General features: G+C 66.5%; 15 protein-coding genes and 1 tRNA gene. 8 read left to right on the forward strand and 8 right to left on the reverse strand.

Going from position 1 to position 13,195, the window contains the following annotated elements:
* Window positions 1–110 precede the first annotated feature (110 nt).
* Together Q0653_RS08655 and Q0653_RS08660 are read right to left on the reverse strand one after the other, a co-directional pair.
* Window positions 111–410, reverse strand: coding sequence for a HigA family addiction module antitoxin (locus Q0653_RS08655; protein ID WP_298944229.1), 300 nt, complete (start codon window positions 408–410; stop codon window positions 111–113).
* Window positions 385–663 carry a type II toxin-antitoxin system RelE/ParE family toxin gene (locus tag Q0653_RS08660; RefSeq protein ID WP_298944231.1) on the reverse strand — a complete coding sequence of 93 codons (279 nt, stop codon included), beginning with the start codon at window positions 661–663 and terminating at the stop codon, window positions 385–387. The genes Q0653_RS08655 and Q0653_RS08660 overlap by 26 nt, the downstream gene beginning before the upstream one ends.
* Before the next feature lie 304 nt (window positions 664–967).
* On the opposite strand from Q0653_RS08660, the gene Q0653_RS08665 reads away from it, so the two are divergent.
* Both Q0653_RS08665 and Q0653_RS08670 read left to right on the forward strand, forming a co-directional pair.
* On the forward strand, window positions 968–1,279 hold the full coding sequence (locus Q0653_RS08665; protein WP_298944232.1) for a hypothetical protein: 312 nt from the start codon (window positions 968–970) through the stop codon (window positions 1,277–1,279).
* Between the two features lie 3 nt (window positions 1,280–1,282).
* Window positions 1,283–2,161, forward strand: a complete 879-nt coding sequence (locus Q0653_RS08670; protein WP_298944234.1) for a tyrosine-type recombinase/integrase — start codon at window positions 1,283–1,285, stop codon at window positions 2,159–2,161.
* Window positions 2,162–2,293: 132 nt separating this feature from the next.
* Here Q0653_RS08670 and Q0653_RS08675 read toward each other — a convergent pair.
* A tRNA-Lys gene (locus Q0653_RS08675) sits at window positions 2,294–2,366 on the reverse strand.
* Between the two features lie 114 nt (window positions 2,367–2,480).
* Complete coding sequence (locus Q0653_RS08680) at window positions 2,481–3,137, reverse strand: fasciclin domain-containing protein (RefSeq protein WP_298944236.1); 657 nt, start codon at window positions 3,135–3,137, stop codon at window positions 2,481–2,483.
* 162 nt (window positions 3,138–3,299) lie between these two features.
* On the opposite strand from Q0653_RS08680, the gene Q0653_RS08685 reads away from it, so the two are divergent.
* The 5 genes from Q0653_RS08685 to Q0653_RS08705 all read left to right on the forward strand — a co-directional run bounded on the left by Q0653_RS08685 (window position 3,300) and on the right by Q0653_RS08705 (window position 8,169).
* On the forward strand, window positions 3,300–5,015 hold the full coding sequence (locus tag Q0653_RS08685; RefSeq protein WP_298944238.1) for a cytochrome c biogenesis protein CcdA: 1,716 nt from the start codon (window positions 3,300–3,302) through the stop codon (window positions 5,013–5,015).
* 44 nt (window positions 5,016–5,059) lie between these two features.
* On the forward strand, window positions 5,060–5,659 hold the full coding sequence (sigK, locus tag Q0653_RS08690; protein ID WP_261606608.1) for an ECF RNA polymerase sigma factor SigK: 600 nt from the start codon (window positions 5,060–5,062) through the stop codon (window positions 5,657–5,659).
* Entirely contained in the window at window positions 5,656–6,429 is a 774-nt protein-coding gene (locus tag Q0653_RS08695) for an anti-sigma factor (RefSeq protein WP_298944240.1), read from the forward strand. Before sigK ends, Q0653_RS08695 begins: the two co-directional genes overlap by 4 nt.
* Window positions 6,430–6,486: 57 nt before the next feature.
* Entirely contained in the window at window positions 6,487–7,125 is a 639-nt protein-coding gene (locus Q0653_RS08700) for a DNA-directed RNA polymerase subunit beta (RefSeq protein WP_298944242.1), read from the forward strand.
* Window positions 7,126–7,284: 159 nt separating this feature from the next.
* Window positions 7,285–8,169 carry an aminodeoxychorismate lyase gene (locus tag Q0653_RS08705; protein WP_298944244.1) on the forward strand — a complete coding sequence of 295 codons (885 nt, stop codon included), beginning with the start codon at window positions 7,285–7,287 and terminating at the stop codon, window positions 8,167–8,169.
* Window positions 8,170–8,321: 152 nt separating this feature from the next.
* On the opposite strand, the gene pstB is transcribed toward Q0653_RS08705, so the two are convergent.
* The 4 genes from pstB to Q0653_RS08725 form a co-directional block, all read right to left on the reverse strand.
* Window positions 8,322–9,101, reverse strand: coding sequence for a phosphate ABC transporter ATP-binding protein PstB (pstB, locus tag Q0653_RS08710; RefSeq protein ID WP_298745391.1), 780 nt, complete (start codon window positions 9,099–9,101; stop codon window positions 8,322–8,324).
* A 48-nt stretch (window positions 9,102–9,149) separates the two neighbouring features.
* On the reverse strand, window positions 9,150–10,253 hold the full coding sequence (gene pstA, locus Q0653_RS08715) for a phosphate ABC transporter permease PstA (protein WP_298944246.1): 1,104 nt from the start codon (window positions 10,251–10,253) through the stop codon (window positions 9,150–9,152).
* Window position 10,254: 1 nt separating this feature from the next.
* A complete protein-coding gene (gene pstC / locus Q0653_RS08720; protein WP_298944248.1) occupies window positions 10,255–11,208 on the reverse strand; it encodes a phosphate ABC transporter permease subunit PstC in 954 nt (317 codons plus the stop codon).
* 73 nt (window positions 11,209–11,281) lie between these two features.
* Window positions 11,282–12,394: a phosphate ABC transporter substrate-binding protein PstS gene (locus Q0653_RS08725; protein ID WP_298944250.1), complete on the reverse strand. Its 1,113-nt coding sequence runs from the start codon at window positions 12,392–12,394 to the stop codon at window positions 11,282–11,284.
* Between the two features lie 185 nt (window positions 12,395–12,579).
* On the opposite strand from Q0653_RS08725, the gene Q0653_RS08730 reads away from it, so the two are divergent.
* Window positions 12,580–13,194 (forward strand): hypothetical protein, encoded by a 615-nt coding sequence (locus Q0653_RS08730; RefSeq protein ID WP_298944252.1) that lies wholly within the window; start codon window positions 12,580–12,582, stop codon window positions 13,192–13,194.
* Window position 13,195: the final 1 nt, after the last annotated feature.

The following is a 13,195-nucleotide window of genomic DNA, read 5'->3' on the forward strand; positions in this document are numbered from 1 at the left end:
CCGAGGCTACCGGACTGAGCAAGTCGGGCGCGGTCGCACAGCCCGCAAAGTGGACGAGTTGCGCTCTGCGATCCTGCGCGCTTGCCGGTCGTCTTGCGGGCATTGATGTGTCAGGCGCTCAGTGGCTGGATTGCGCTGGTCGGCGTTTTGGTGCGGGCGAGCGCGAGGTCGTAGCCCTCCTGCAGCCGGAGCCAGAACTGCGGTGTGGTGCCGAAGAACGCGCCGAGGCGCAACGCGGTGTCCGCGGTAATCGCCTGCTTGCCGCGGACGATCCGCGAGACGCGTGCCTGATCGACGCCGATGCGCTTGGCGAGCTCATACTGACTCAGCCCGAACGGTTCGAGAAACTCCTCGAGCAGGATTTCACCCGGCGTCGAGAGCTCGTCAGTGATAGTCGATGAATGCGGCATTGTTTGCTTCCCCTCCGTCCCAGTCGAAGACCAGTCTCCATTGGTCGTTGACCCGGATGCTGTACGTGCCCACCCGGTCACCCTGCAGCTTCTCGAGATGGTGTGAGGGCGGGATCCTCAGATCCTGCAGCTCCGCCGCCGCCTCGAGCATTTGGAGCTTGCGCGCCAGACGCTTCCGGACGTCTGGTGGCACGCGTCGCGGTGCCGGACCACCGAGCCAGTACTCCTCGATGTCCCGATCCGTGAACTTCACACCACAATACTAGCGTGACGCGCAAGTAAGAGGAAGGGTGTGACAGCACCGTGGTCGAGCGCACGCATGGTCGTGCAATCGGGTCATCCGACGGTTGACGTAGCTAGAGAACGTTTAGCCCGCCCGAGGAAAAGCCCGAAGAGGCCCCGTCAATCGAATTACCAGAAGTCGAGCCCAGAGGCATGAAGACGACGAAGCCAACGACTCCGACCACGAAGTAGAAGATGACAACGCACGCAGGCACCAAATGGTGGCTGACACACCCTCTTGCGGAAAATCAACGATCGCGTGTAAACCCGGTTACGTGAGCAAGAACGCCACCGACCGACGCAAGGCTCGCCGCAAAGAAGCTGCGGCGAAGGCGACCGCGACCGCGAAGGAGCAGGTGCTGGTCGAACGGTGGGGGAGTCGGCTCGGAGCCCTTGACCGCATGGGTGCGATCTCGCGCCGGCTCGATGAGATGAGGGCTGAGGAGCTTCGGTTGCTGGCCGAGCGCGACGATCTCGTTTTCGCACTCCGCGAGGTCGAGGTCCCGTGGACGCACCTCGCCGCGCGCACCGGCCTTAGTCGCCAGGCGCTCACCAAACGCATGGTCGTCGCGATGGACCGGGACTGAGCCATGGGCAGCATCCACTCGTACACAACCTCCGTCGGCCGGCGATACCGGATCAGCTACCGCAAGCCGAGCGGGCAGCAGGCGACTCTTCGCGGCCTCCGCACGAAGCACGAGGCGGAGATCAGACTCGCCGAAGTGGAGATCTCGAAGAACCGCGGCGAGTTCGTTGACCCCTCGGACTCGAGGGCCCCGCTCGGATCGCTGGGGACGGAGTGGCTCGCGGCGCGACAGGCGGATCTCAAGCCGTCGACGTTCCGCAGCATCGACTCCGCGTGGCGCATCCACGTGCGACCGAAGTGGGAGCGACGCGTGGTCGGGAGCATCCGGCACTCGGAGGTCCAGGCGTGGACCTCCGAGCTTGCCAAGACGCACAGCCCGACGACCGTGCGCCGGGCGCACGAAGTACTCGCCGGCATCCTCGATGTCGCCCTCCGGGACCGTCGCATCGCGTCGAACCCGGCACGCGGTATCAAACTCCCGCGGAAGGTCGCGAAGCCTCGCGCCTACCTCACCCATCAGCAGGTCGCCGACCTTGCGCGCGAGTCGTCGCAACCTGAACTGGTGACGCGAGCGCAAGTCTCTGCCGACCAGGCGATCGCCGACGCGCTGGCGGCCGGCCGGCAGCCCCCGCCATCGTTTCCGCGCGTCACGCCGCATGACCTCCGTCACACTGCCGCGTCGCTCGCCATCTCAGCCGGAGCGCACGTCAAAGCAGTGCAACGGATGCTGGGCCACGCCTCGGCGGTGATGACCCTTGACACGTACGCCGACCGCTTCGACGACGACCTCGACACCGTGTCGGAGGCTCTCGGGATGGCGGCGGCATCGTCCGATGTGATCGCCGTTCTGTCTCGTGACAACAACCGTGACAACAGCGTGTGACAACAACCGCGACCCTCCCGCGCCACAAAGCCGCGTTCAGATGTTGTCAAAGTGTTGTCACGGGGCCATTTCGGGTGTCCCGTGACAGCTGCGATCCCAGTGGATACAAGGGATCGGGGCGGTGAAGAAGGGTGGGCCCCGTGGGGCTCGAACCCACGACCCGCGGATTAAAAGTCCGATGCTCTACCGACTGAGCTAGAGGCCCTAGATCTCCCAGCCTACTTGCCGGGAACACCACCGCACGCACGGAAACCGCCGGAGGTCCGTAGACCTCCGGCGGCGTTTCCCCCCCACACCCGGGCGCGGCTCGGGTTCTTGATTACTCGGCCGGCGGCATCAGCACCGTGTCGACCAGGTAAACCACGGCGTTGGCGGTCTGGACGCCACCGCAAAGGACGGCCGCATCGTTGACCATCAGGTTGTCACCGGATCCGGTGACCTCCAGGCTTCCGCCCTGCACCGTGGCGTGCATGCCGGCGATGTCTGCCGGCTCGATCTGACCTTCGACCACGTGGTACGTGAGGATCTTGGACAGCAGATCGCTGTCGGTCTTGAGCGTCTCGATCGTGGCCGCGTCGATCTTGCCGAAGGCGTCATCGACCGGAGCGAAGACGGTGAACTCGCTGCCGTTGAGCGTGTCGACGAGGTTGACGTCGGGGTTCAGCTGACCGCTGACCGCCGAGACCAGCGTCGTGAGCATCGGGTTGTTGGATGCCGCGACCGCCACCGGGTCCTGCGACATGCCCTGGATCGAGCCGCCGCCGGTCGGGTTTGCTTCGGCGTATGCCGCGCAGGCGGGGCCGACAAGGTTGGCGGCAGGGTCCATCTCCATTGCTTCGGGAGTGGCTTCCATCGTGGCCGACGGCTCACTCGACGGCTCGGCCGTGGTGGAACCCATCGAACATGCCGAAAGGGCGAACGTGCCGGCGATGGCAAGGGTCAGAGCTGCCGTGATCTTCTTCTTGGTGCTGAGCATGATGTCCTCCGTGACTCATGGGTCGCTGGGTGCGGCCTCACCAAGCTCTTCGGAGCGCGGGGGAGATCGGATGGGAGAAATCGAGAAAAGATTCCGGGACGGCATCGTGCCAATCCGATCGGGCCCCAGTGACGAACACTCCTCGACAGGAACGAGGCCCTCATGGACGTCATCATCATCGGTCTGCTGGGCGGACTGATCACGGGAATCTCCCCGTGCATCCTCCCGGTTCTACCGGTCATCTTCTTGACGGGAGGTGCGCAGTCGGCGCGGATCGAAGGCCAGCCGATGGCCTCGCCGCCACGGAGTCGGCCGTTCCTCGTGATCCTCGGTCTCGTGCTGAGCTTCACGATCGTGACGCTCGCCGGCTCGCTCGTTCTCGGGGTGCTGAACCTGCCGCAAGACCTGATGAGGTGGCTCGGCATCATCGTGCTGATTCTCATCGGTGTCGGGCTGCTGATCCCGAAGGTCGAGCAACTGCTCGAGCGCCCGTTCCAGTGGATCCCGCGTCGTGAAATCGGCAACGGAGGAAACGGATTCGGCGTCGGACTCGCGCTCGGTGCCGTCTTCGTGCCGTGCGCCGGCCCGGTGCTCGCCGCGATCATCGTCGCCGGAGCGACCGGACGCATCGGCGTCGACACGATCCTGCTGACCGTGGCCTTCGCGGTGGGCGTTGCCATCCCGCTCCTCTTCTTCGCACTGGCGGGCCGCGGTCTGATCGAGCGCATCAAGGCTTTCCGCAAGCGCGAGCGCGGCCTGCGTATTGCCGCCGGAATTGCGATGCTCGCGCTCGCCGTAGGTCTCGTCTTCAACGTCCCGCAGGCTTTGCAACGACTACTGCCCGACTACACGGCGCAACTGCAGACCGACTTGACCGACAACGAGCAGGCGGCCGAGGCACTCGGACTCGGGGGTCTCGTGACCGACGAGAACCGTGAGCTGGCGAACTGCACCAACGGTGCGGAAGAACTCGAGTCCTGCGGCACCGCTCCGCAGATCCGGGGTATCGAGTCGTGGCTCAACACTCCCGATGGCGCGGGGGTCGATCTCGAAGAGCTTCGAGGCAAGGTCGTGCTCATCGACTTCTGGGCGTACTCGTGCATCAACTGCCAGCGCTCCATCCCGCACGTCGTGGCGTGGGACGAGACCTATCAGGATGCCGGCCTCGAGGTCATCGGCATCCACTCGCCGGAGTATGCCTTCGAGAAGGATGCCGGGAATGTCGCGGATGGCGCGACGAACTTCGGCATCGACTACCCGGTCGCCCTCGACAACAACCTGTCGACGTGGACCGCGTACCGAAACCGCTACTGGCCAGCGCACTACCTGATCGACGCCAGCGGAACCGTCCGCCACATCTCGTTCGGCGAGGGGAACTACGCCGCGACGGAGAAGATGATCCGTGAGCTGCTGCAAGATGCCGACCCCGGTGTCACCCTGCCGCAGACGACGGATGTCGAAGACGACACGCCCGACGTCGGGTCGACGACGCCGGAGACCTTCATCGGATCATCCAAGGACGTCAACTACGGCGGAGACGAGCGCTACGGAGCGGGGGAGGCGGAGTTCACCTACCCGGCCGATCAAGCGCAGGACACCTTCTCGCTCGAGGGCGACTGGGCCGTGCAGACCCAGTTCGCGACGCCGACCGGCGATTCCGCCGGCATCCGACTCACCTACCGGGCGTCGGAAGTGCGCATCGTCGCCGCCGGTGAAGGGGAGGTGGCCGTCACGATCGATGGAAAGGATGCCGACGACATCTCCGTGGGCGGCACCCCGAAATCGTACGAGGTTCTCAAGGAGAGCGGCTCGCGGACCGGCCTGATCGAGCTCACCATCCCGGCTGGGGTGGAAGTGTACTCGTTCACCTTCGGATGACGACAGGGCGAGCACATGTACACGTCGCAGCGCCGGCATGGTGCATGCTGGGAGAGATGGTCATCGACGGCATGGAAGTACCCGAGGACGGTCCCGAATCGGACCGCATCGGTGAGCTTCTCGTGCGCACCGCAGGGGGCGACGAGGCAGCTTTCGCCAGCCTCTACGATTCCCTCTCTCCCCGCGTGTTCGGCCTCATCCTCCGGGTCCTCGTGGACCGCGCGCAGAGCGAGGAAGTCCTCCAAGAAGTCTTCCTCGAGATCTGGCAATCCGCCGGCGCGTTCGCTCCGAATAAGGGACAAGGCCGGTCGTGGGTTCTCACGATGGCACACCGACGAGCCGTGGATCGTGTCCGTTCGGCGCAGTCCGCAGGTGAACGTGACGTGCGGGTCGGGATGAGAGAACTGAATACTCCGGTCGCCGGAGTCGAGGAGCAGGTGGAGCTGCGACTGGACAGCAGGCGCGTGACGCGGGCACTGGGAACTCTGCCAGAACCGCAGCGCGAAGCGATCACGTTGGCCTATTACGGCGGATACTCACAGAGTGAGATTGCGGCGCTGGTGGGGGCGCCGCTGGGAACGATCAAGACGAGAATGCGTGACGGGCTGTCACGCTTGAGGACGGAAATGGGGGTGATGTCGTGAACGAGCAGGAGTTCGCCGAACTGTCGGCCGGGCACGCCCTCTCCGCTCTGTCGCCGGCGGACGAGCGCGCGTACACCGCTGCGCTCGCGGCACACCCCGAATGGGCCGCTATCGCCGAGGCCGACCTCCGTGCTGCCGCGGCGCTCGCCGACGGGGCAGAAGAGGTTGCACCGCCGCTCGCGGCACGCTCGCAGATTCTGAACCGTATCCGTCAGGCATCGGGCGAAGAGTCTTCCGCTCCGGAGCAGGTCGACGTTCCTGCGGCATCCGCTCCGTCGACCGAGGTTGTCCAGACCGTCGCGCGGCGGAACTGGTCGCGTGGCCTGTTCGCTCTCGTCGCCTCGATGGTGTTGCTCGTCGGGATCGGCTGGGGTGCGGGCAGTATCTCGGAGATCCTCAACCGGACGCCTGCCGAGAACACGCTCATCCAGATCGAAGCGGCTCCTGATGCGGCACAGGCATCCGGCGACCTCGTCGATGGTGGCACCGCGACGGTGCACTGGTCGGAGTCGCTCGGTCAGGTCGTCCTGGTCAGTCAGGGACTCCCGCAGATCCCGGACGACCGCACGTTCGAGCTGTGGTACGTCCGCGGTGACGGGGCGATCTCCGCCGGCACGTTCGACGCCGGTGACGGCAGGACGACGGCAGCACTCGCGTCCGGGATGGAAGCCGGAGACACGATCGCGGTGACGATCGAGCCGGCCGGAGGGGCACCCGAGGGTGCGCCGACGACCGAGCCGATCGTGTTGATCCCGACGACCGGCGTCTGACCCTTCGCTCTTCGGGCTCGGCCTCGGCACGCGATGCGCCGGGTAGCCTGGACGGCGATGAGTGACGACTCCCGCCCGTTCCACAAGCCCGTTCGGCGCCCCGCCGAGCTGTTCGACCGCCTGTTCAGCGCAGAGGATCCGGCTGAAGTGTCGCGCGTCGCGCATGCGACTGCCGCGGCACTGTTGACCCGCGTACGGGAAGCGCCGGCGGATGCCGTGATCGAGCGGCTCGTCGCCTTCACCGACGAGAACGGGATCGACACGATCGCCGACCTCTGGTCGCGTGCACCCGCCCGCTCCCTCCCCGGGGCACTGTGGCGGCTCTACCTGCTGCAGCTGATGGTGCACGACGACCCTCGCACCGCCGCGCTGCTCTACGAGCGGGGGCGGACACGTCTCGCCTCGGTCGACGATGTCGTCGCCGGAGCACCGACACCGGCGGGGCCGGATGAGCTGGTCTCGCTGAGCGATGAGATCCTCCGCGGGATCTTCTCCGGCGATTTCGCCATCGCGTTGGAGCGCGCGGCATCCTTCTGCCGCGTCGAAGCGGCCGGTGCGACCGATCTTGCCGACGATTACGATGCCAGCGAGCCCGAGCGGGCACGCACGTTCACGACACGGGCGCTACGGTTGGCGACGTATGCCGAGGAACTCGCGGCCGCGGCAGGCCTCTGGCGACGGGACGCGCTGACCTGAGCATCAGTCCCTGGAGCCAATAGTGCCGGGCCGCAGAACGCCTCTCGGCGCGGTGCCGCTCGAAGCGGCAAAAGATGGAGCCCGGGGTTACTGCGGCCCGGCTGTTCCAGTGTAACGAATGCCACCGGGTGCGGTATTCCCGCGGCGTAGGCTCGCTTCATGGCACCGAGCTCCGCCCTCCTCATCGATATCGCACCGGCGGACGCTGACCGCGCCGACTTCGCGGACACGTTCACGGTGATCGACCCGGCACAGCCGGCGTTGCCGGTGGGGGAGCTGAGTGCCCAACGCGGCGACGGGGTGTTCGAGTCGATCGGTGTCATCGACGGACATGCGCAGGAGGTCACCGCTCACCTGGAGCGGTTGGCGCACTCGGCCGAGCTGTGCGATCTGCCCGCACCGCACCTTTCGCAGTGGCGACAGGCGGTAGCGCAGGTGGCCGCGCATGCGGGCGCCGGCGAAGCAGTGATCAAGCTCGTCCTCAGTCGTGGTGTCGAGGGTGGGCAGAGCCCCACGGGGTGGGTCACTGTCGCCCCGGCCACCGATTTCGCCGCGTCGCGCGCGGACGGCATCCGCGTCGTGACGCTGGATCGCGGGTACCCTCTCGATGCCCCTGCGCGTGCTCCGTGGCTGCTGTCGGGCGCGAAGACACTGTCGTATGCCGTGAACATGGCAGCTCTCCGCGAGGCGAAACGTCGCGGCGCAGACGATGCGATCTTCACGACAAGCGACGGGTTCGTCCTCGAGGCGCCGACGGCATCGCTGATTCTCCGTCGCGGCGACACGTTCGTCACGCCGGCACCGACCGGCGGCATCCTGCACGGGACGACGCAGGTGAGTCTGTTCGCGCGTCTGGCCGCTCAGGGGTTCGCCGTCGCGTACGAAGAGGTTCCGGCATCCACGCTCGCGTCAGCGGATGCGGCATGGCTGGTGTCGAGTGTGCGCCTGGCTGCGCCGATCATCGACATCGACGGCCACTCGCTGCCCCTCGAGCGCGAGCCAACGGCATCCCTCAACGCGTACTTGCTGTCCGGACGTGACTGACCCTCGCCCGCGCCGACGGTCCCAGGCGTGACGGTGGTATGTCCCACTTTCGGTTGCTTTTGCGCCCACGAAACAACCGAAATGGGGACAACCCTCGCCCGAATGGGGACAAGGGCTGCCCCCAGTGGGACATGCGCGTGAGGAGGTGGGGCTCAGCCGAAGCGGCCGGAGACGTAGTCCTCGGTGGCCTGGACGGCCGGCGTCGTGAAGATCGAGTTCGTGTCGTTGTACTCGATGAGCTTGCCGGGCTTGCCGGTGCCGGCGATGTTGAAGAACGCCGTCTTGTCGGAGACGCGCGACGCCTGCTGCATGTTGTGCGTCACGATGACGATCGTGTAGTCCTTCTTCAGCTCCTGGATGAGCTCCTCGATCGCGAACGTCGAGATCGGGTCGAGCGCGGAGCACGGCTCGTCCATCAGCAGCACGTCGGGGGAGACCGCGATTGCACGCGCGATGCAGAGGCGCTGCTGCTGACCGCCTGAGAGGCCGGAGCCGGGCTTGTCGAGGCGGTCCTTGACCTCGTTCCAGAGGTTCGCGCCCTGCAGAGACTGCTCGACGAGCGTGTCGGCGTCGCTCTTCGAGAGTCGCTTGTTGTTGAGCTTGACCCCGGCGAGCACGTTCTCTTTGATCGACATCGTGGGGAACGGGTTGGGGCGCTGGAAGACCATACCCACCTGGCGGCGCACGAGCACCGGGTCTACTCCGGGGCCGTACAGGTCGTCACCGTCGAGGAGGACCTCGCCCTCGACGCGTGCGCCGGGGATCACCTCGTGCATGCGGTTCAGGGTGCGCAGGAACGTGGACTTTCCACAGCCGGACGGACCGATGAAGGCGGTCACGCTGCGCGGCTGGATGTCGAGGGAGACACCCTCGACAGCGAGGAAGTCGCTGTAGTAGACGTTGAGGTCGTTGACTTCGATGCTCTTAGACACGGGGTACCTGTGATTTCGATTTCGAGAGGATGCGGGGGATGCCGGGGCTCAGCGGCCGAGCTTGGGGGAGAAGAGCTTCGCGACCAGGCGGGCCACGAGGTTCAGGACCATGACGATGACGATGAGCGTCAGCGCGGCGGCCCATGCGCGGTCGATGTAGGCCGACGCGGGAGTGCCCTGGTTCATGTACTGCGAGTAGGCGAACACGGGAAGAGTCGCCATGCGGCCGTTGAACAGGTCGTAGTTCATCGATGTCGCGACGCCTGCCGTCAGCAGGAGCGGCGCGGTTTCGCCGATGACGCGCGAGATCGACAGCATGATGCCGGTCGTGATGCCGGCGATGGAGGTGGGAAGGACCACCTTGACGATCGTCAGCCACTTCGGCACGCCGAGCGCATACGACGCCTCGCGCAGCTCGTTCGGGACGAGGCGGAGCATCTCTTCGCTCGAGCGGACGACGACCGGAATCATCAGGACCGCGAGGGCGACCGAGCCCATGATGCCCATGCGCACGCCCGGTCCGAAGAAGAGCGCGAACAGGGCGAAGGCGAACAGACCCGCGACGATCGACGGGATGCCGGTCATCACGTCGACGAGGAAGCGGATGCCTTGCGCGAGGCGGCTGCTCTGTCCGTACTCGATCAAATAGATCGCGGTGAACAGGCCGATCGGGATTGAGACGATCGCGGCGGCGAGAGTGATCAGTAGTGTGCCGACGATCGCGTGCAGAGCGCCTCCGCCCTCACCCACGACGTTGCGCATGGAAGAGGTGAAGAACTCTGCCGAGATTCCCGCGACGCCGTTGGTGACGACGGTGAAGGTGACCGAGATCAGCGGCACCATCGCGAGAGCGAACGCAGCCGAGACGATGCCGACGACCAGCCGGTCGACACCCTTGCGGCTGCCTTCGACGACGGTCGAGATGACCGCGATCAAGATCAGGTAGGCGAGGACCGAGACGACGGCCCACCCCGGGATGTTGAACGATCCGCTCTCGGCGAGAGCGATGACACCGAAGATCGCGGCGCTGACGGCCGCGCTGAGTCCGAGGAGCGCCCAGGGAGCCCAGCGGGGAAGGTGTCCACTTGTCAGCCCGCTCGAGGTGCGCGGCGCCGACGTCGGGGTCTGGGAGGGAGCAGTGGTGATGGTCATGTCAGTTGGCTCCCGAGAATTCCTTGCGGCGGTCGACGACCCAGCGGGCGACGGCGTTCACAGCGAAGGTGACGATGAACAGGATCAAACCGGTGGCGATGAGCACGTTGATGTTCGTGCCGTAGGCCTCGGGGAAGGTCAGTGCGATGTTGGCCGGGATGGTCCCGGGGTTCTCGGCGGTGAGCAGTCGGATGTTGATCACGTTCGCCACCGACAGCACCATGGCCACGGCCATGGTTTCGCCGAGGGCGCGACCGAGGCCGAGCATGGACGCGGAGACGATGCCGCTGCGGCCGTAGGGGAAGACCGCCATGCGGATCATTTCCCAGCGGGTGGCGCCGAGGGCCAGGGCGGCCTCCTCGTGGAGGACCGGGGTCTGGAGGAAGATTTCGCGGCAGATGGCCGTGATGATCGGGACGATCATCACGGCAAGCACGATGGCCGCGGTGAAGATCGTGCGCCCGGTGCCGGAGACGGTGCCCGCGAAGAGAGGGAACCATCCCATGTTCGCGTTCAGCCACATGTAGACCGGGAGGACGGCCGGGGCGAGCACCAGGATGCCCCAGAGGCCGAAGACGACCGAGGGCACCGCAGCGAGGAGGTCGACGATGTAGCCGAGCGTCTGCGCGAGGCGGCGCGGTGCGTAGTGCGAGATGAACAGGGCCACGGCGACCGAGAGAGGAACGGCCATCACGAGCGCGAGAAGCGCGGCCCAGATGGTACCGAACGCAAGGGGCCAGACGTAGTCCCAGAAGTCGCTGCGGAGGATCGAGGCGGTCTCGTTGGTGGCTGAGATGCCCGGGACCGACTGGATGATCAGGAAGATCGCGACCGCCGCAAGAGTGACGAGGATCATTGCGCCGGCGGCCAGGGCGGTGCCCGAGAACCAACGGTCGCCCGGTCGCTGCGGCGGCTTCGGCTTCGCAGTGACAGCCGCTTCGGTTGTCGTGGTCATGGGTCCTTTTCCCTCGTCGGTGTGCTCAGGGGTGTACCCGGCCCGGCAGGATGCCGGGCCGGGTACGGGGGTATTACTGCGTGACGATCAGATCGAGCGCGGCCTGCATCGACTCGCGCTGCGAGTCGGAGATGGGTGCGCTACCGGCTGCGGCGGCAGCGGCATCCTGACCCTCGGCGCTGATGACGAAGTCGAGGAAGCCCTTGACCAGCGGAGCCATCGTGGCGTCGGTGTATTCCTCGCACGCGACCATGTAGCTCACGAGCACGATCGGGTACGCGGCGGTGTCGGGCGTGCGGTCGAGAGCGATCGCGAGGTCACCCGCGGTGCGTCCTTCTTCGACCGGCGATGCGTCGACGACGGCGGCAGCGGCCTCCGGCGAGAACGCGACGAACTCGTCACCGATCTGAACAGCGACCTGACCGAAGCCTTCGGCGCGCGACGCGTCGGCGTAGCCGATCGTTCCCGTGCCACCCTCAACGGCAGCGACGACACCCGAGGTCTGCGGAGCAGCCTCACCGGCGACCGGCGTGGCCGGCCAGACGCCGTCGGCCTCCCACGTCCACACGTCGGGTGCAGCCTGGAACAGATAGTCGGTGAAGTTCTCGGTCGTACCCGAGTCGTCGGCGCGGTGAACCGGCGTGATGGCCAGGTCGGGCAGCGAGACACCCTCGTTGGTCGCGGCGATCGCCGGGTCGTTCCAGTTGGTGATCGTGCCGGCGAAGATGCCCGCGAGGGTGTCGGCGTCGAGGTTCAGCGTGTCGATGCCGTCGAGCTTGAAGATCACGGCGATCGGCGAGATGTAGGAAGGGATCTGGATGATGCCGGTGTCGGCGACGCAGGCACTGAACGGGCCCTCGGCGATCTCATCGGTCTTGAACGCGCGGTCGGAGCCGGCGAAGCCGACAGCGCCGGCTTGGAAGGACTCGCGTCCCGCGCCCGAACCGGACGGGTCGTAGGTGATGGTGCTGTCCGGGTTGGCCGTCTGGAAGCCGGCGGCCCAAGCCTGCACGGCGACGTCCTGTGCCGACGAGCCGGCACCGGCGAGTTCACCGGAGAGCGCGACGGCGCCATCGGTCGCGCCGTCGGTGGCAGCAGGAGTGCCTTCGTTCGATGCGCAAGCGGTGAGCGTAAGTGCCGCGATGGCGGCGACTGCGCCCAGCTGGGCGAGGCGGGTGAGCTTCACGTGTGTGTCCTTCGGGATTGTCCTGTGATGGCAGCCCTGGTGCAGGGCCAGGCATGACCGTAGACACCGACTCTTACGAGAGTGCGCTGTGCCGGTAAACGACAGGTGAACGGGTACGACGTTTTGCGCGCCGATTCCCGCGTCTGTTCTTCTGCGGTTCACCCGCCGGGGCTATCCTGTGCGCCATGGCGAAGACGAGTAAGGCCGAGCGCGCGGCGCTCGAGGCGATCGAAGAGACCTCTGTTGCGGTGTCGCGCGCGAAGAAGACGGCCAAGCGGCTGCCGAAGAAGCAGGCATCCGGTCTCGCGGCCTACATCGATGACGCGCGGGATGCGGCCGACGTCTCCACCAAGAAGGTGCGCCGCAAGCCGAAGAAGGTCGTGAAGGATGCCGAGCGCGCGGCGCGCCGGTTGGAGCGCGCCGTGGCCAAGGCCGTCTCTGCGGCCGAGCGGAAAGCACAGTCGCGCGCCGACGCCCGCGCCGCTGCCGCCGCGGCCGAGCGGGCCGCTGAGGATGCCGCCGTGCGCGCCGCCGAGGCGAAGTCGCTGAAGAAGGCCGCGCGTCGCGCCGAAAAGGCTGCCGCGCGTGCGGAGCTCGACGCTGCGACGGCGGGAGACGCTCTCGCTGCAGAATTGTCCGCGCCCGCCGCAGACAGCGCGACCGATGACGCCACTGTTGGAGCTGCCGACAACGAGCTCGCTGCTTTGACCGTGGTGCAGCTGCGTGGGCGCGCGCGCGAGGCGGGTCACACGGGGTACTCGCGTCTGACCAAGACGCAGCTGATCGATCTCCTCTCCTGAA

This window comes from uncultured Microbacterium sp., assembly GCF_947488465.1.
In the GTDB taxonomy this organism is placed as follows: Bacteria; Actinomycetota; Actinomycetes; order Actinomycetales; family Microbacteriaceae; genus Microbacterium.

What these genes read in the sequence shown, in the direction of transcription:
- Q0653_RS08700 (WP_298944242.1), top strand. Translation starts at nt 6,487, where the DNA reads ATGAGTGACGACTCCCGCCCGTTCCACAAGCCCGTTCGGCGCCCCGCC.
- Q0653_RS08670 (WP_298944234.1), top strand. Translation starts at nt 1,283, where the DNA reads ATGGGCAGCATCCACTCGTACACAACCTCCGTCGGCCGGCGATACCGG.
- pstA (WP_298944246.1), bottom strand. Translation starts at nt 10,253, where the DNA reads ATGACCATCACCACTGCTCCCTCCCAGACCCCGACGTCGGCGCCGCGC.
- Q0653_RS08655 (WP_298944229.1), bottom strand. Translation starts at nt 410, where the DNA reads ATGCCGCATTCATCGACTATCACTGACGAGCTCTCGACGCCGGGTGAA.
- sigK (WP_261606608.1), top strand. Translation starts at nt 5,060, where the DNA reads ATGCTGGGAGAGATGGTCATCGACGGCATGGAAGTACCCGAGGACGGT.
- Q0653_RS08685 (WP_298944238.1), top strand. Translation starts at nt 3,300, where the DNA reads ATGGACGTCATCATCATCGGTCTGCTGGGCGGACTGATCACGGGAATC.
- Q0653_RS08680 (WP_298944236.1), bottom strand. Translation starts at nt 3,137, where the DNA reads ATGCTCAGCACCAAGAAGAAGATCACGGCAGCTCTGACCCTTGCCATC.
- pstC (WP_298944248.1), bottom strand. Translation starts at nt 11,208, where the DNA reads ATGACCACGACAACCGAAGCGGCTGTCACTGCGAAGCCGAAGCCGCCG.
- Q0653_RS08705 (WP_298944244.1), top strand. Translation starts at nt 7,285, where the DNA reads ATGGCACCGAGCTCCGCCCTCCTCATCGATATCGCACCGGCGGACGCT.
- Q0653_RS08730 (WP_298944252.1), top strand. Translation starts at nt 12,580, where the DNA reads ATGGCGAAGACGAGTAAGGCCGAGCGCGCGGCGCTCGAGGCGATCGAA.